We start from the raw sequence: 15,159 nt of genomic DNA on the forward strand, positions 1-15,159 counted from the left end.
AGCAGGATCAGCAGGATCAGCAGGACCAGCAGGATCAGCAGGATCAGCAGGATCAGCAGGAGCCGGCCGCTAAGCCGAAGGCGGGCAAGAAAAAATGACCGTCACGGCACTGGATCTGCTGCCGATCGGCACGATTCGCCAGCATCTCCGTGTCGATCATGAAAGCGAAGATGCGCTGATCGAGCTATACGCGGAATCGGCATTGGCCTGGGCTCTTTGGTACTGCGACAACCCATCTCTTTCATCAGCAGAGAGCATTCCGCCCAGCTTCAAGGCGGCAATGCTGCTGATGATCGGGCATTCCTACTCCAATCGCGAAGCTGTCGTCACGGGTGTTGCTGCGGCCGAGTTGCCAATGGCGGTTGAGTCGTTGCTGTGGTCTTCCCGAAATTGGCGCGGCCTGGTTGATGAGGTGAAAGATGAAAGCGGGTGATCTTCGCCATCCGATTGAGGTTCAGCAGAAGACCACGCCACGCGACCCCGCTACTGGGGAAAATGGCGAGCCGGTGTGGGAGCTGTTCGCCAAGGTCTGGGCCCAGGTGTCGCCGCTGTCTGCCCGTGACCTGATCGCCGCCCAGGCCGGACACTCCGAGGCCACGGGGCGCATGGTTATTCGATACCGTCCCGGCATCGACTCAACGATGCGCATTGTTTACCGCGGCGAGATCTACAGCATCGAAGGCCCGCCGCTGGAAGATCCCAAGTCCGGCCTGGAGTACCTGACGCTATTGGTGTCGAAGGGGGTAAAGGATGGCTGACGGTGTGGAGTTCAGCATTACCGGCCTCGATAGCCTGCTCGGCAAGCTCGAAGCCATCTCCTATGACGTGAAGCGCAAGGGCGGTAGATCCGCGCTGCGCCGAGCAGCCCAGGTTATCGCTGATAGAGCCAGGGAGGGCGCCCAGCGAATCGACGACCCGGAAACCGGCCGATCAATCGCAAACAACATCGCGCTTCGCTGGAATGGCCGGCTATTCAAGCAAACAGGTGACCTCGGGTTTCGGATCGGTGTGCTTCACGGTGCCGTCCTGCGCGATGGTGGCGATCTCAGGCCGAACGCTCCGACGCCGCACTGGCGCCTATTCGAGTTCGGCACGGAAAATATGGCCGCAGCGCCATTCATGCGGCCGGCTCTGGCGGACAGCATAAGCCAGGCTACGGCCACCTTTGCTTCGGAGTACGAGGCGGCCATAGATCGAGCAATCAGTCGAGCGCAGAGGAGGACAGCTTCATCATGACAGCTCCCATCTATGAGGTGTGCGCGCAAGATCCAGGCGTGATTGCCTTACTTGGCTCTGGAGCTTCCATGCGCCTCTATTCGTTCGGCGAGGCGCCGGAGGGTGTCGCCAAGCCCTACGCAGTCTGGCAACTGATCAGCGGCAACCCGGAAAATTATCTGGCGGGCCGGCCTGATGCTGACGGCTTCACCCTGCAGGTCGATGTGTACGGCACTACTGGCCCTTCTGTTCGCGCAGTGCGTGATGCCATCCGCGATGCAATTGAATTGCGGGCCTACATCGCTCGCTGGGGTGGGGAGGGCCGAGATCCAGCAACCAAGAACTATAGAACCAGCTTCGATGTGGACTGGATAGTCCAGCGCTGAAGTATCCGAGCCCGCCCAGTGCGGGCTTTTTCTTTGTCCAAGGAGTACACCCGATGTCGATTCTTACCCAGGGCACCCAGGTTTATGCGCTGGTGCCACCGTCCTCTGGCACTGGTCCCAGCTCCATCATGGAGATTGAATGTGCGACAGCCTTCAACCCAGGTGGCGCACCAAAGGAGCAGATCGAAGACACCTGCTTGAGCTCCCAGGAGCGGACCTACAAGCCAGGCCTACGAACTCCGGGTCAGGCTTCACTGACCATCAACGCTGACCCGAAAAGCCCGAGCCACATCCGCCTGCATCAGCTCTCTGAGCAGGATGGCGACAGCACTCTCAAATGGGCTGTCGGCTGGTCTGATGGCAAGGCCGAACCCACCGTTTCGGCTGCTGGCGGACTGGAGCAGGTCGCCGTCACGAATGGCGGCACCGGTTACACCGCAGCCCCTACTGTGAACTTGACCGGTGGCGGTGGGACCGGCGCCACCGCTGTTGCTGTCCTGGATGGCGACAAGGTCTCTGCAATCAACATCACCAGCCCCGGCGCCGGCTATACCAGCGCACCCACCGTTGGCTTCACCGGTGGTGCAGGATCTGGCGCAGCGGCTACTGCCATTGTCAGCCTGGAAGAAGATTTCAACCTGCCGCCTTCCAGGACCTGGTTTCTGTTCCAGGGCTACGTCGCCGACTTCCCGTTCGACTTCGCCGCCAATGCCGTGGTCAGCACCGCGGTATCCATTCAACGCTCGGGCGGCTCCGCCTGGATCAAGAAGTCAGCGTAAGGGAAGCCTATGAACCTGCAGCAATTGGAAGCCTCGGGCGGCCTGGTAGGCGCCGAGAAAGTGAAGAAGCAGATAGTCTGGACGCATGACGACCCGGCAACCGGCAAGTCGATCACTGACAAGTTCAGCGTCTTCGTGATGCCGCAATCGTTCGGCATGATCGAGAAGCTGTTCTCAGATGGCGAGAGCGAGCAGAGCCGCAATGCTCGCTACATCTCGGCCTGCGTCACTCTCGGCGAGAACGGCGAGGAAGCCATCCCTTATGAGTCCGCCTACCGTCTTTCGCCTGGCTTGGGCTGGGCGATGCTCGCCGCCGTTCATGAGGTAAACAGCACCGGGGCCGAACGCGCAAAAAACTGACCGCCGCCGACGAGTTCTGGCATGAGCTTGTGCTGAACGGAATCGGCGGCAGATCAGTGGCGGAAGCAAAGCAGCGCCTGAGTCATGCCGAGGTTATGGCTTGGGTCGCCTACCGCAGTAAACATGGCTCACTCAGCGTTGGCTTTCGCGTTGAGCAGATGGGGGCAATTGTTGCCCTGCAGACCAACAGACTTGCCGGCGGCCAGGCCGAACTTCTCGACTTTATGCCCAGCCAAGCCCGCGCTCCTGTTGATCTGGACGAGGCCATGGATCAGTGGGCTTGACCCTAATGTGATGGAATCCTGATATGGCAACTCGTTCGCTTGGGAGCCTTACGCTCGACCTCATCGCCAGGATCGGCGGCTTTGAGCAAGGGATGGACAAGGCAGCGCGGGTTTCCGAAAAGCGCTTGAAGGAGATCCAGAAACGCGCCGAGGAGGTGGGCAAGAAGATCGGCATAGCCATGGGCTCTATTGCTGCCGCTGCCACCGGCGCCGGCACTGCCGCCCTGGTCATGCTGAAAAGCACCGCAGCCGCGACAACGGAGTCTGACCGCTGGGCGAAGTCGCTGGGCATGAGTACCTCCACGCTTCAGCAGTGGCAGTATGCTGCAGAGCGCGCAGGCCTCAGTGCCGACAACATGGCAGATATCTTCAAGGATATCGGCGACAAGATCGGCGACGCCCTGGTGACCGGTGGTGGCGAAGCGATCGACGCCATCGACAAGCTTGGGCTGTCGCTCGACGACCTGGCAAACATGACGCCGGACAAGCAGCTGCTGGCGATCGCTGACGGCTTGAAGCAGGTCGGCTCGCAGTCCGAGAAAATCAACATCCTCGAAAGCCTGGGCAACGATCTTTCACGGATGTTGCCACTGCTCAACAACGGCGCCGAAGGCTTGCGCAAGTACATGCAGCAGGCCAAGGACTTCGGCATTGCGCTGGAGCCTTCGCAGATCGCCAGCTTGGTCAAGGCCAATGAGGTGATTGAGGACCTGCAGGCCCAGGTGCGGGGGTTGCGCAACGAGTTCGTAGCGGGCCTGGCAGATATCGACCTGAGCCCGCTGCAGCACTCGCTTGATGGCGTCCGAGACATCGTCAACGACCCGAGCTTCCAGCAAGGTATTGCCGACCTGGCGGCGATGGTCGTGAAGCTTACTGGTGCCGCGGCGCTGGGCCTGTCTCAGCTGCCCGACGACCTCAAGAAGATGAGCAGCGACCTGAAGTATGTGCTCAGCTGGTTTTCGACTGATGAGAAAAGCCGGCATCTGGCTGGGGTCAAGGACGAGGAAACCACCAACCGGGCATTGGGCAGCTACAACAAGGCCCAGGGCGGCTGGAACAAGTTCGCTGCAAACCCGACGATGTTCGTCGGTGAGTTATTCGGGCAGGATCTGTCGGCCGCGAAAAAGGCCTCAGATGACCGTCTGGCCAGTTACAAGGCATACACGGATCTGCGCGGCTGGGCGGACGACAAGCTGGTTGAAGGTAACAAGAAGCTGCTGGAAGGGGACAAAGCGCTTGCTGAGCAGGAAGGCAAGCTGACGATCTCTAGGAAGGGGGCGAATGGTGTCACCGACAAGCTGCTCGATTCATATGACAAGCTGGCCAAGCTCGAGAAGGACCGGGCCTCTCTGGTTGCTGCTCAGGCCAAGGATCCAGAAAACGCTGAGCGCTATCGGCGTGCAATCGAGGCCATCGACAAGCAGGTAGCCCAGCTAAACGGGGCTACCAAGTCTGCGGCAGAGGCGCAGAACAAACTCAAACAGCAGCTCAAGGAAGCCTCCGCGACATACAAAGAGCTCAAGCAGTCGTTCGATCCTGTGAGCTTCGCTGCCGACGAGTTTCGTAAGCGTGGCACTCAGCTGGATCTGCTGCTCAAGAACGGCAAGATCACCCAGGACGAGTACAACAAGGGCATCGCCGAGATGGCGAAGCAGTTCAACACCGCGGTGGCCACAACTGATCCGCTCCTGCTGCGCATGAAGGAAATTGCCTCGTACCAGGAGGCCTTGGATACCCAGCTCGGCAACTTGAAGCGGTCCGGGCAGCGCGCCGCTGATGCGGTAGGAATGGGCAGCAGCCGGGCTGCGCTGCAGGACCAGCTCAACGGCGTTGACGATACCTACGCCGAGGACCGAAAGGCCTTGGCCGCGCAGTACGCTGATGCTGGCAGCGGCATGTCCGCAGAGGAGTACAACCGTAAGCTCGATGCTCTGAAGAAGAATCATCAGCAGATGGCTGATCAGGTCAAGGCCAACTATGCCGAGATGAAAGAGGCGCAGGGCGACTGGACCAACGGAGCGCGCGGGGCCTGGGAAGACTATCTCGACAGCGCGCAGGATATGGCTGGCCAAACGCGCTCGCTTTTCAGCAACGCCTTCAGTTCCATGGAGGACGCGATCACTCAATTCGCGATGACAGGCAAGCTGTCCTTTGCCGACTTCACGAAGTCCATTCTTGCCGACATGGCGCGTATCGCAGCCCGGCAGGCGGCCTCTTCGGCGCTCAGTTCATTGTTCGGCATGGCTGCATCTGCTGCCAGTTCGTACTTCGGCGGCGCCACCGGAGCTACCCAGGCCGGGTACACCGGGTCCGGTTTCTCGTCGTGGGTTGCCGGTCAGCGCGCTACTGGTGGTCCCGTTGCGCCTAACTCTCTGTACGAGGTCAACGAGCGCGGCCCTGAGCTTTACAACCAGGGAGGGCGCTCCTACCTGATGACGGGCGCAAATGGCGGCAGCGTCACCCCGCTGACTTCTGGAGGCTCGTCTGGAATGGCTGGGGCGCCGGCAAGCGGGGGAGCCTACAACTTCCCAATAACAATCAATGTCGACGCCTCGGGCGCCGCCGGCGGTTCTGGCGTGGGCCAGGACGACGCTGTTGCAGCTGGGAAAAATATTCAGAACGCTGCGCGGGTTGAGGCCGAGACCGCAGTCCGAAAGGGGCTCGCGCCTGGTGGCAGCATCTACAACGCAATCAGAGGTAGAGGGTGATGGCAATCGAGACCTTTTCCTGGTGCCCGCGGGTTGATCCCACGGGCACCGTCTCATTTCGCACGAAATCTGCAAAGTTCGGCGACGGCTACGAGCAGGTTGCCCAGGACGGCATCAACAACCGCATGCAGACATGGCCTCTGACGTTTCTTGACACTGAATCAAGGTCTCGCCAGATCAAGAGCTTTCTTGACGCGCATGCCGGAGCTACGCCGTTCTTCTGGACGCCGCCTCTTGGTGAACAGGGGTTGTACCGCTGCAGGTCATATCAAGCTACGGCCCATGGCGCTGGCTTGTTTTCCATTGCTGCAGAATTCGAACAGGCATTCCACCCATGAGCATCGATCCCATCAACATCGGCGGGGCGCCCAACGATGGCAACGGCCAGGATCTGCGCTCGGGCGGCCAGATCATTAACGACAATTTCGCGGAGCTGGATGCCCGTACGGCTGCAGCCCAGGAGAAAGCTGAGCAGGGCGTTTCAGATGCTGCTGCGGCGCGAGATGCGGCTACAGAGGCGAAAGCAGTAGCCGATGCCGCGGTGCCTGCGACGGCCCTGGGTGACTCGGTTCCGCAGCTGATTAACGGTGTGGTGCCGGCCTCCCAACTACCGAGCTTCGTCGATGATGTGCTTGAATTTCCAACTCTGGAAGATTTTCCGGAAGCGGGTGAGACGGGGAAGATCTACATCGCGGTCAACGATGGCGACAGCCCGACCAACCCGACGCGGCAGTACCGGTGGAGTGGATCCGCCTATGTTGTGATTCCTGCCTCGCCCGGATCCACGGACCAGGTTCCCGAAGGTTCCGCGAATGTCTATTTCACGCAGGCCCGAGTGCGCGCAACGCTGCTGACGGGCTTGGGTGCCTTGGTCAATACTGCGATCCTGGCCAGCGACTCGCTGCTGCAGGCGCTGGCAAAGCTGCAGGGGCAGCTCAACGCCAAGCTGGGGAAGAGCGAAACGGCGGCCGACTCCGACAAGCTCGGCGGACAGCCTGCCGCGTTCTACGTGGCGCCCATGACGGGTGCTACGGCCTCAACTGACGGTGCCAAGGGGCTGGTTCCCGCTCCCCCTGCAGGGGCCACCGTGCGCGTGCTGAGCAGCCTTGGCACATGGATTGCGCAGGCGACTGGAGGTATCTGGGGGGCTATCGGTGGCAACTTGGCTGATCAGGCAGACCTGAAGGCCTGGCTTGATGCCAAGGCCAACGTTGCCGATCTAGTGCTCTCAAAATTTTATGTGTCACCAGAGCAAATCATCACGGCCGGCGGCTCTCTGACTCTGAACCATGGACTTGGTAAGCCGCCAGTGCTGTGGATGAGGACGCTGATTTGTAAGGTGGCCGATGCTGAGTATTCCGTCGATGACGTGATCGATGTGTATGGCGCCGTGGACTACGCATACAACTACGGGATGATGGTCACCGCAAACGCCAGCAATATTCAGTGCCAGTTCGGCAACGCAACCGGGGCATTTTTCGTTTTGAGGAAGTCCAGTCGCACCACGGTAGCGATCACCCCCGGTAGCTGGCGGCTTGTGATGAGGGTTTGGGCATGAGCACTAAATATCTGATGGATGCGAGCGGTAGCTACATCGGCGCATTTGGCGACGGCGTTGAGCTGCCCCCGGGCATCGAGGTTGAAGTGCCGCCTGACTACGCTGATCAGAAATGGCAGTTCCCGGGCTGGGGGCCAAGCCTCGCCCTGGCGCGTCAGATTGAAAACGATTGGCGCAATGCCGAGATGGCCGTTGCTGAAGTGAATGTCACGGCTATCCAGTTCGGTGACCCGGACGCATTGCCGGGGACGGAAAGCGCATGGAAGGCCTACTGGATCGCCCTGAAGAACTGGGCGGAAGGGAAGGGTGGTTATCCGGATAGCGCGAGGCGCCCGGTACGCCCTGCCTGAATCACTGCCACCCGCCTTGAGCGGGTTTGTTTTTACCCGAGGAAAAACGATGCCAATTACGGCCGATATCCAGACCCTGGAGCCAGGCGCGTGGGTGGAGCTTTTCGAGCTCGACGCTACCGCACTGGGCGCAGAGCTGTACCGCTTTCACGGCTACCCGCAGCAGTCGTCGATCTACTGGCAGGGCGAGGAGTACTCGCCCTGGCCGATCAAGGCTGAAGGCTTCGAGATGACAGGGCAGGGCGCTCAGCCCATGCCGACGCTGTCTGTCGGCAACGTCGGCGGGTTCATCACTGCCCTGGTGCTTTACTTCGAGGATCTGGTGGGGGCGAAGCTGATCCGGCACCGGACCTTGGGCAAGTACCTGGACGGCCAGCCGGAGGCGGATCCGGAAGAAGAGCTGCCACCGGACATCTGGTACGTCGAGCGCAAGGCCGCGGAGAACAACGAAACGGTGCAGTTCGAACTGGCCTCGGCCCTGGACTTCGCCGGCGTCCAACTGCCGCGCCGGCAGATTGTGGCCAATGTCTGCTGGTGGCTCAGCTGCGGCGGTTACCGCGGGCCCTACTGCGGCTACAACGGCGGGCCCGTGGCGGATGAGAACGACATCATCGTCACCGACGCATCCAAGGACAAATGCGGCGGGCGCCTGAGCAGCTGCAAGCTTCGCTTCGGCGAGAACAACCCTCTGCCTTACGGCTCATTCCCGGCCGCTGGCCTGCTTCGGAGCTGATCATGAACAAGTCCACCCGCGCCGCTATTGAGCGGCATGCGCTGGCTGAGTACCCGCGTGAGTGCTGCGGCCTGGTGATTCGTGAGGGGCGAAAGGAGGTCTATGTGCCTTGCCGCAACACGGCCTCGACGCCCAGTGAGCATTTCCGCCTGTCGCCCGAGGACTTCGCCGCCGCCGAGGATCGCGGCCAGGTGCTGGCGGTCGTGCACAGTCACCCAGACCACCCAGCAGCACCCAGCGAGGCGGATCGCGTCTCTTGCGAGGCCTCCGGGCTTCCCTGGCACATCCTTGAGGTCCGCAAGGGCGATGACGAACAGGTGCGCCCAGGAGAGTTTGTGAGCTTCGTGCCGGAGGGCTACCAGGCCCCACTGATCGGCCGCAAGTTCGCCCACGGTGTGCACGACTGCCTGAGCATCATTCTCGACTTCTACTGTCGCGAAATGGGCATCGACCTGGGCCAGTACGAGCGGGAAGACGGATGGTGGGAGAAGGGCGGAAACCTGTACCTGGAGAACCTGCCCGCGGCTGGCTTCACGCAAGTCAGTGCACCGCAGCATGGCGATATCGTGCTGATGCAGATCCGGTCGAAGGTGCCGAACCACGCTGGGGTGTACCTGGCCGACGGCGTGCTGAAGACCGAGCCCCAGCACTTCCCGGCCCCTGGGGCGATCCTGCACCACCTCTACAACCGGGACAGCAAACGCGACACCTATGGCGGCTACTGGCGCGAAGTTACGGTCAGCTACTGGCGGCACCGGGATGCATTGAAAACTAATTGACTACGCCGGAGGATCAAATGCCTGAAGCTCTTGAAAGTCCCGAAGGAAAAGATGAAAAAGATCAAGAAGCTGACGATGGGTCGATTCTTCCGTCGCGCGATGGTAAACGGTTATCAGATGTTGCGGCTCACTTCGCCGGAGTGAAAAGGATCGATACGCCAATACCACGCTTGCCAGAATCGGTTCGGCGTAGTCTGGGTATTTCGACCTGACCCAGCGCTCCCAGGCGTCGTTTAGGGCGTGAATCTCTTCTAGGTCGCGAGCCCGACTCTGATCGCGATAGGTCAGCTCCAGATACGACAAATAGTCATCTCCATCGATGCCCGATGCGCACCCAAGAGTCATAAACTGCCCAGTAGCACTGTTGAGCTCGATCAGAAGGGGGCGAAGCCCATTGGCATCAGTCGCCTCATGGATTTCACCAATGCGATCTGGATCAGCCACCAGATCGATTGCACCATTGTTATGGTCGCCATCGTCTCGACGTTCGGGGATGTATGGCCACCGCTGAAAGTTACCTGTGTCGAAGTCCTGTTTCATTGGCATGTGCTTGTCCTTGGCTGTTTGAGGCAGCCAAAGGCTACTACCGGCCGCTCAGGCCCAGTTACTGAGGATTCATCCAGCCGCTGTAAATGCTATCGTCTGCCGATCTCACAAGGAGCGGAAAACATGCGGATTTTGATTGCGGGGGTGGCGATGGCGCTGCTGGCGGGGTGCTCTTCGAATGCCATAACCGTTCAACAAGCTGAGCCAGCGCCGAATGATGAGGTGTATGCATTTCAGGTTCGGCCAGCTGGAGCCTATGGCACGATAACTGTGGTTAGGGATGGCGGAATCAATGCTTCAGCTTGCGACTTCGTGATCTACATCGACGGTAAGAAGGCAGCAAAACTTGGTTCAGGTCAAAAGGCCTCTTTCTTCGTTAAGGCCGGATCATTGAATCTTGGTGCAGGGTTGGCGGGAACAGGCCTTTGCATGGGGCAGGCGATTCGAACTGTTCCCGCCAATGCTACTGCTGATCGAGAGACCATTTTTCGGGTCAGTTCCGATATGTCGGGCCTATATATCGGGCCGTATGTTGAGTACTAACCAAATTACTAAGCGACCGCCTTCGGGCGGTTTTTTATTGCCTGGAGGAAACATGCTGGCAGAGAAAATGCAAACCGTTCTGTTATCTGGGTCGCTGGCTCGTATGTTCGGGCGTCGACACCGGATGGTAACTGGGGCGGGTTTCAGCGACATTCTGGGCTACTTCAAGCAGTTTCCAGGCTTCGAACAGCACATGCTGGAGAGCGCCAGTAAAGGGCTCCGCTTCGCGATCTTCAACGACAAGCAGAACCTTTCCGAAGATGATCTCGGAAAACCTACGGGGCGAGGCGTAATTCGAATCGTCCCAGTAATTGCAGGCTCAAAGCGTGCCGGACTATTGCAGACGATCGTTGGAGCAGTACTGATCATTGCTTCTTTTTTCGTCGCGCCTGGTGCTCAAGCAGCATTTCTTGGCGCAGGTGTAGGCATGACCGCCGGCGGCGTCATCCAGATGTTGAGCCCCCAAGCAAAAGGCCTGGGCACCCAAGACACCCCCAACAACCGGCCCAGCTACAGCTTCAACGGCGCCGTGAACACCAGCGTCCAGGGCAACCCGGTGCCGCTGCTCTACGGCCGGATGATCGTCGGAAGCGCGGTGATCAGCGCCGGGATCTACTCCGAAGACCAGATGTAAACCGAACCCGCCACCAGGCCCGCCAAGAGCGGGCTTTTTTTTGCCTGAAGGAAAGCCATGAACAATCAGATCATCACCGGCGCCAAGGGCGGTGAGTCGAAGCCGCGGCCGTCCGTTGAGGCCCCCGACAGCCTGCAAAGTACCGCGTATGCGCGGATCCTTGACCTGGTGAGCGAAGGCGAGATCCAGGGCCTGGTCGCGGGCGAGCGGTCTGTCTATCTCGACGAAACCCCGCTGGCCAATGCCGACGGCACCCGGAACTTCAGCGGTGTCACTCTGGACGCCCGCACCGGCAGCCAGGATCAGCTGCATATCCCGGGCTTTCCGGCGGTCGAAAGTGAAATCGCTGTGGGTGTTGAGCTGAAGTATGGCCAGCCCTGGGTTCGCGCTGTGCAGAACCTGCAGCTGTCGGCCGTGCGTGTGCGCTTGTCCACCCCGCGTCTGGCGCAGACCAACACCAGCAACGGCGACACCAATGGCTACACCGTGCAATACAAGATCGAGGTTTCCACTGACGGCGGGCCCTATGTCCAGGTGCTGGCCTCGGCGTTCAGCGGCAAGACCTCGACCAAGTACGAGCGCTCCCACCGGGTGGACTTGCCGCCGGCGAGCAGCAACTGGCAGATTCGCGTTACCCGCCTGACGCCGAACAGCACCCCTGGCGCTATTGCGGACAAGACAAGCATCGACGCCATCACCGAGGTCATCGACGCCAAGCTGCGTTATCCAGGTTCCGCTGTCGTCGGCCTGCAGTTCGATGCATCGCAGTTCCAGGCGATCCCGACCAGGTCCTTCGACCTGCGTGGCCGCATCATCCGCGTGCCGAGCAACTACGACCCGGAAAGCCGGCTGTATTCCGGTGTCTGGGATGGTTCGTTCAAGTCCGCCTGGACCGATAACCCAGCCTGGATTTTCTACGATCTGCTGCTGCACTTTCGCTACGGCCTGGGCCACCTGCTGAACGAAGCTCAGGTCGACCGGTGGGAGCTGTACCGCATTGGTCAGTATTGCGACCAGCCGGTGCCGGACGGGAAGGGCGGGATGGAGCCGCGGTTCACCTGCAATCTGTTCTTGCAGACCAGATCGAACGCGCTCGACGTGCTGCAGGACCTGGCCACCACGTTCCGCGGGATGTCCTACTGGGCCGCCGGCTCGGTGATGGCTATTGCCGACATACCCGAGGACCCGGTTTACACCTACTCGAACGCCAACGTGATCGACGGCAAGTTTGGCTATTTCGGCTCGGCGAAGAAGACCCGCTACACCGTGGCCCTGGTCAGCTGGAACGACCCGGCCGACTTCTACCGGCAGAAAGTCGAGTACGTCGACGACCAGGCCGGGATCACCCGCTACGGCATCCAGCAGACCGAGATTACAGCCACCGGTTGCACTTCCCAGGCCCAGGCGCAACGCATCGGCAAGTGGGCGCTGCTGACCAACCGCCTGGAAACCGAAAGCGTGGGGTTCTCTGTGGGCCTGGACGGCACCCTGGCACGCCCCGGGCAGATCATCCGCATCGCGGACAACGATCGTGCAGGGCGCCGCATTGGCGGGCGCCTGCGCTCGTCCACGCTCGACACCCTGATACTTGATGCCGACGTGAAGGCATACCCGGGAGACACCATCACCGTGATCATGCCCACCGGCACCGCTATCTCCCGCAAGATCAAGTCGGTCGGCTATCCGCTGACCTGGGACCAGAACGGGATCACCTGGGATAACGGACGGATCACGTTCGACACCACGGGCTTTCCTTCCGATGTCCAGCAGGTGGTGCTGGCTCAGGATCTGGACGATTTGCCGCCGCAGCATTCGATGTGGGCCATCGACTCGACCACCCTGGCCACCCAGCTGTTTCGCGTGATGTCGGTTGCGGAGGACTTCTCCGATTCGGAGATCAAGTTCACGATCAGCGCGGTACGCCACAACGCGAGCAAGTACGGCGCAATCGACAACGGCACGCGCATCGAGCGGCCACCGGTGACGGTGATCCCGCCGAGCGTCCAGCGTCCCCCGTCGAACGTGACGGTGAGCAATGACCACTTCGTCGACCAGGGCAGTGCGGTCAGCGTCATGACGATCGAGTGGGAAAAGCCCGAGGCTGCGATCGCCTACGAGGTGTACTGGCGCAAGAACGACGGTGACTGGATCTTTGCTGGCCGCACGGGCACCACGTCCATCGATGTGAGCGGGATCTACGCGGGGCGGTATGTGGCCAAGGTGCGGGCCATCAACTCGCTCGACATCGGGTCGGTTTTCGCGACCTCTGTCGAGACCGTACTTAACGGCAAGACCACGCCGCCGCCGGTGCCGTCGTCATTCATCGCCGAGTCGATCGTGTTCGGCATCAAGCTGAGCTGGGGCATCCCGGCCGGAGTCACCACCGCGGATCTGCAACGAACTGAAATCTGGTACAGCCAGACCAATCAGGTGGCCACGGCGACGAAGTTCGGCGACTACGCCTATCCGCAGACCGATCTGACGATCATGGGCCTGGCCGCCGGCGTGCGGTTCTTCTTCTGGGCCCGGCTGGTGGATCGCATCGGCAACGTCGGGGCGTTCTACGGGCCGGTGATGGGGCAGTCCTCCGCCGATGCCGGTGTGATCCTGGAGTACCTGAACGATCAGATCACCGAGACGCAGTTGAGCCAGCATTTGCTGGAAAAGATCGACTCTGGCGGTGGCGCACAGGTTGAGGTCGAGGCTCTGAAAAGCGAGCTCGCGGCCATGTACTCGATCAAGACCCAGCTCACGGTCGACAACAAGCCATACCTGGCCGGCATTGGTGTTGGCGTGGAGAACAACGAAGGGATCATCACCAGTCAGGTGCTGATCGCAGCCAGTCGGTTCGCAATTGTCGATCCGAATGCTGCGGAGATCTATTACCCGTTTGTTGTTCAAAACAATGCGGCCTACATCGATTCCGCGTTCATCAAGAACGGTTCTATCGACATGCTCAAGATCGGCAGTAACTTGCAGTCGGAAAACTATGTGGCCGATGTTTCTGGCTGGGCGTTCCGCCCCGATGGAACGTTCCAGATGATGGGGAATGCCCCCGGAGGCGCAAGGCTCATGATCAATAACAAAGGGCTGTATGTGTTCCATCCGAACGGCGTCAAAGCCATCGACTTGAGCGTGGATGCGACATGACGGCAGGGCTGATTACTCGCGATCCAGACAACAACATCACAACCAAGATGACAAAAAAGCTGAGCCAGGGGGCTGGCTCGGTCATCACCAATAGCAGTAACGGTTCGATACCCATTTCGCTGCCGGCTGGCCGCGAGTACTTCTACGTGGTTCAGCCGTTGGAAGACTCGCAGCGGACAGCGGGCAAGAAGCCTGGTGTCACGATTACGCAGAACAGGATCGAATGGGGGTACGTGATACCGGGCGGCTTTGCGATGAACTGTGAAATCTTCTACGGGTACTACTGATGAATACCGCACTCATAGTCCGCGACGAGAGCGGCAATGTCCTCTATGACACCTCGAAGTCGATCTACGGCCTGATCAAGAGCGGGCCCGTCACCTATCACGGCAGATGGCAGAGGCTTCAATCAAGCGGAGCATGGAGCGTCTACTACGACAACATCTACAAGTTTGAAGTTGAGGGCGCGATCAGCCCGCTTGTATTTGTCACGGGTGCGAGCAACAAACCGTTTCAGTCGAAGGAGGGCAACAAGACGGTGTTCTACTTTGCCGGGCCGGTCGACGGCATCAAGGTTTACTGCTTTGACGTCATGCGGCCAATCTTTACCGGCCCGGCGCTCAAGACCCGAAAGGATGACGGTGGGTTCACGTTCAACAGTCTGCAGCGGCCGCTGAACATCATTGGAACCTCAACTCCGCCAGGCCCTGTAAGCATTGCAGACGGGATGCAAGTTCCTTTCGCCGGTGGCTCCTCTGGCGTGCTCATATCTCAACCGACCGGCTCGACACTCGGCGGCGTCCTGTGGGCGTATTACACGGTAAACCTCGACCAAGGCAGGACATATGCCGCGCATATTCCTTGGGACCGCGGCTGCGCCTTTGTTAGCCAGCTCAACAGCGGGGGCACAGTGTTTCGCGGGGCTGTTCATGAGGGGTGCTACGGCCAGCAGGGGGGAGTCGTTCATTGCTTGTGGAACTCGCCAGAGACCACATATGAGGGCGTTTACAGCACGACCCCAAAGGGATTCATGTCGCTACTTTCAAGCCGTATGCCTTCTTGCTCGTACATAGACACCGCTGAATACCCATACCCCTTCAATCCACAGCTGTAACTGAAGCATTCGAATGCGCC

19 protein-coding genes and 1 pseudogene are annotated in these 15,159 nt (G+C 60.1%); 19 read left to right on the forward strand and 1 reads right to left on the reverse strand.

The window, feature by feature from the left end:
- Nucleotides 1–94 precede the first annotated feature (94 nt).
- The 14 genes and pseudogenes from F6S12_RS13700 to F6S12_RS13765 all read left to right on the forward strand — a co-directional run bounded on the left by F6S12_RS13700 (nt 95) and on the right by F6S12_RS13765 (nt 9,152).
- The gene (locus F6S12_RS13700) at nt 95–433 is read left to right on the forward strand and encodes a head-tail connector protein (RefSeq protein WP_315868984.1); all 339 of its coding nucleotides are present in this window, start codon (nt 95–97) and stop codon (nt 431–433) included.
- Nucleotides 420–758 (forward strand): phage head closure protein, encoded by a 339-nt coding sequence (locus F6S12_RS13705; RefSeq protein WP_315868985.1) that lies wholly within the window; start codon nt 420–422, stop codon nt 756–758. The genes F6S12_RS13700 and F6S12_RS13705 overlap by 14 nt, the downstream gene beginning before the upstream one ends.
- Nucleotides 751–1,236: an HK97-gp10 family putative phage morphogenesis protein gene (locus tag F6S12_RS13710; protein WP_315868986.1), complete on the forward strand. Its 486-nt coding sequence runs from the start codon at nt 751–753 to the stop codon at nt 1,234–1,236. Before F6S12_RS13705 ends, F6S12_RS13710 begins: the two co-directional genes overlap by 8 nt.
- A complete protein-coding gene (locus F6S12_RS13715) occupies nt 1,233–1,601 on the forward strand; it encodes a DUF3168 domain-containing protein (RefSeq protein ID WP_315868987.1) in 369 nt (122 codons plus the stop codon). Before F6S12_RS13710 ends, F6S12_RS13715 begins: the two co-directional genes overlap by 4 nt.
- A gap of 53 nt (nt 1,602–1,654) precedes the next feature.
- Nucleotides 1,655–1,993 (forward strand): annotated as a pseudogene (locus F6S12_RS13720) (phage tail tube protein); the annotation flags it as partial.
- A gap of 57 nt (nt 1,994–2,050) precedes the next feature.
- A complete protein-coding gene (locus F6S12_RS13725) occupies nt 2,051–2,380 on the forward strand; it encodes a phage tail tube protein (protein WP_315869005.1) in 330 nt (109 codons plus the stop codon).
- Nucleotides 2,381–2,389: 9 nt separating this feature from the next.
- Nucleotides 2,390–2,740 (forward strand): phage tail assembly chaperone family protein, TAC, encoded by a 351-nt coding sequence (locus F6S12_RS13730; RefSeq protein WP_315868988.1) that lies wholly within the window; start codon nt 2,390–2,392, stop codon nt 2,738–2,740.
- A 29-nt stretch (nt 2,741–2,769) separates the two neighbouring features.
- Entirely contained in the window at nt 2,770–3,024 is a 255-nt protein-coding gene (locus F6S12_RS13735; RefSeq protein ID WP_315868989.1) for a hypothetical protein, read from the forward strand.
- Nucleotides 3,025–3,047: 23 nt separating this feature from the next.
- A complete protein-coding gene (locus F6S12_RS13740) occupies nt 3,048–5,732 on the forward strand; it encodes a phage tail tape measure protein (protein ID WP_315868990.1) in 2,685 nt (894 codons plus the stop codon).
- A complete protein-coding gene (locus tag F6S12_RS13745) occupies nt 5,732–6,070 on the forward strand; it encodes a phage tail protein (protein WP_315868991.1) in 339 nt (112 codons plus the stop codon). Before F6S12_RS13740 ends, F6S12_RS13745 begins: the two co-directional genes overlap by 1 nt.
- The gene (locus tag F6S12_RS13750) at nt 6,067–7,290 is read left to right on the forward strand and encodes a hypothetical protein (protein WP_315868992.1); all 1,224 of its coding nucleotides are present in this window, start codon (nt 6,067–6,069) and stop codon (nt 7,288–7,290) included. The genes F6S12_RS13745 and F6S12_RS13750 overlap by 4 nt, the downstream gene beginning before the upstream one ends.
- The gene (locus F6S12_RS13755; protein WP_161466345.1) at nt 7,287–7,640 is read left to right on the forward strand and encodes a hypothetical protein; all 354 of its coding nucleotides are present in this window, start codon (nt 7,287–7,289) and stop codon (nt 7,638–7,640) included. Before F6S12_RS13750 ends, F6S12_RS13755 begins: the two co-directional genes overlap by 4 nt.
- A 49-nt stretch (nt 7,641–7,689) precedes the next feature.
- Nucleotides 7,690–8,373 (forward strand): phage minor tail protein L, encoded by a 684-nt coding sequence (locus F6S12_RS13760; protein ID WP_315868993.1) that lies wholly within the window; start codon nt 7,690–7,692, stop codon nt 8,371–8,373.
- A gap of 2 nt (nt 8,374–8,375) precedes the next feature.
- Nucleotides 8,376–9,152 carry a C40 family peptidase gene (locus tag F6S12_RS13765; RefSeq protein WP_315868994.1) on the forward strand — a complete coding sequence of 259 codons (777 nt, stop codon included), beginning with the start codon at nt 8,376–8,378 and terminating at the stop codon, nt 9,150–9,152.
- Here F6S12_RS13765 and F6S12_RS13770 read toward each other — a convergent pair whose 3' ends face one another.
- Nucleotides 9,153–9,698 carry a hypothetical protein gene (locus F6S12_RS13770; protein WP_315868995.1) on the reverse strand — a complete coding sequence of 182 codons (546 nt, stop codon included), beginning with the start codon at nt 9,696–9,698 and terminating at the stop codon, nt 9,153–9,155.
- 123 nt (nt 9,699–9,821) lie between these two features.
- Here F6S12_RS13770 and F6S12_RS13775 point away from each other — a divergent pair, with 123 nt between their 5' ends.
- Genes F6S12_RS13775 through F6S12_RS13795 form a run of 5 tightly spaced genes read left to right on the forward strand, consistent with a single transcriptional unit; the run spans nt 9,822 to nt 15,139 of the window.
- Nucleotides 9,822–10,241 carry a hypothetical protein gene (locus tag F6S12_RS13775; RefSeq protein WP_315868996.1) on the forward strand — a complete coding sequence of 140 codons (420 nt, stop codon included), beginning with the start codon at nt 9,822–9,824 and terminating at the stop codon, nt 10,239–10,241.
- 52 nt (nt 10,242–10,293) lie between these two features.
- A complete protein-coding gene (locus F6S12_RS13780) occupies nt 10,294–10,875 on the forward strand; it encodes a tail assembly protein (protein ID WP_221811686.1) in 582 nt (193 codons plus the stop codon).
- A gap of 57 nt (nt 10,876–10,932) precedes the next feature.
- Nucleotides 10,933–14,025 carry a host specificity protein J gene (locus F6S12_RS13785; RefSeq protein ID WP_315868997.1) on the forward strand — a complete coding sequence of 1,031 codons (3,093 nt, stop codon included), beginning with the start codon at nt 10,933–10,935 and terminating at the stop codon, nt 14,023–14,025.
- Nucleotides 14,022–14,312, forward strand: coding sequence for a hypothetical protein (locus F6S12_RS13790; protein ID WP_311168400.1), 291 nt, complete (start codon nt 14,022–14,024; stop codon nt 14,310–14,312). The genes F6S12_RS13785 and F6S12_RS13790 overlap by 4 nt, the downstream gene beginning before the upstream one ends.
- Entirely contained in the window at nt 14,312–15,139 is an 828-nt protein-coding gene (locus tag F6S12_RS13795; RefSeq protein ID WP_315868998.1) for a hypothetical protein, read from the forward strand. The genes F6S12_RS13790 and F6S12_RS13795 overlap by 1 nt, the downstream gene beginning before the upstream one ends.
- Nucleotides 15,140–15,159: the final 20 nt, after the last annotated feature.

This window comes from Pseudomonas sp. JV245A, from assembly GCF_032424515.1.
GTDB lineage: Bacteria > Pseudomonadota > Gammaproteobacteria > Pseudomonadales > Pseudomonadaceae > Aquipseudomonas > Aquipseudomonas protegens.

Coding starts and splice junctions, on each gene's coding strand:
- F6S12_RS13700 (WP_315868984.1), top strand. CDS start 95: ATGACCGTCACGGCACTGGATCTGCTGCCGATCGGCACGATTCGCCAG.
- F6S12_RS13705 (WP_315868985.1), top strand. CDS start 420: ATGAAAGCGGGTGATCTTCGCCATCCGATTGAGGTTCAGCAGAAGACC.
- F6S12_RS13710 (WP_315868986.1), top strand. CDS start 751: ATGGCTGACGGTGTGGAGTTCAGCATTACCGGCCTCGATAGCCTGCTC.
- F6S12_RS13715 (WP_315868987.1), top strand. CDS start 1,233: ATGACAGCTCCCATCTATGAGGTGTGCGCGCAAGATCCAGGCGTGATT.
- F6S12_RS13730 (WP_315868988.1), top strand. CDS start 2,390: ATGAACCTGCAGCAATTGGAAGCCTCGGGCGGCCTGGTAGGCGCCGAG.
- F6S12_RS13740 (WP_315868990.1), top strand. CDS start 3,048: ATGGCAACTCGTTCGCTTGGGAGCCTTACGCTCGACCTCATCGCCAGG.
- F6S12_RS13745 (WP_315868991.1), top strand. CDS start 5,732: ATGGCAATCGAGACCTTTTCCTGGTGCCCGCGGGTTGATCCCACGGGC.
- F6S12_RS13750 (WP_315868992.1), top strand. CDS start 6,067: ATGAGCATCGATCCCATCAACATCGGCGGGGCGCCCAACGATGGCAAC.
- F6S12_RS13755 (WP_161466345.1), top strand. CDS start 7,287: ATGAGCACTAAATATCTGATGGATGCGAGCGGTAGCTACATCGGCGCA.
- F6S12_RS13760 (WP_315868993.1), top strand. CDS start 7,690: ATGCCAATTACGGCCGATATCCAGACCCTGGAGCCAGGCGCGTGGGTG.
- F6S12_RS13765 (WP_315868994.1), top strand. CDS start 8,376: ATGAACAAGTCCACCCGCGCCGCTATTGAGCGGCATGCGCTGGCTGAG.
- F6S12_RS13770 (WP_315868995.1), bottom strand. CDS start 9,698: ATGCCAATGAAACAGGACTTCGACACAGGTAACTTTCAGCGGTGGCCA.
- F6S12_RS13775 (WP_315868996.1), top strand. CDS start 9,822: ATGCGGATTTTGATTGCGGGGGTGGCGATGGCGCTGCTGGCGGGGTGC.
- F6S12_RS13780 (WP_221811686.1), top strand. CDS start 10,294: ATGCTGGCAGAGAAAATGCAAACCGTTCTGTTATCTGGGTCGCTGGCT.
- F6S12_RS13785 (WP_315868997.1), top strand. CDS start 10,933: ATGAACAATCAGATCATCACCGGCGCCAAGGGCGGTGAGTCGAAGCCG.
- F6S12_RS13790 (WP_311168400.1), top strand. CDS start 14,022: ATGACGGCAGGGCTGATTACTCGCGATCCAGACAACAACATCACAACC.
- F6S12_RS13795 (WP_315868998.1), top strand. CDS start 14,312: ATGAATACCGCACTCATAGTCCGCGACGAGAGCGGCAATGTCCTCTAT.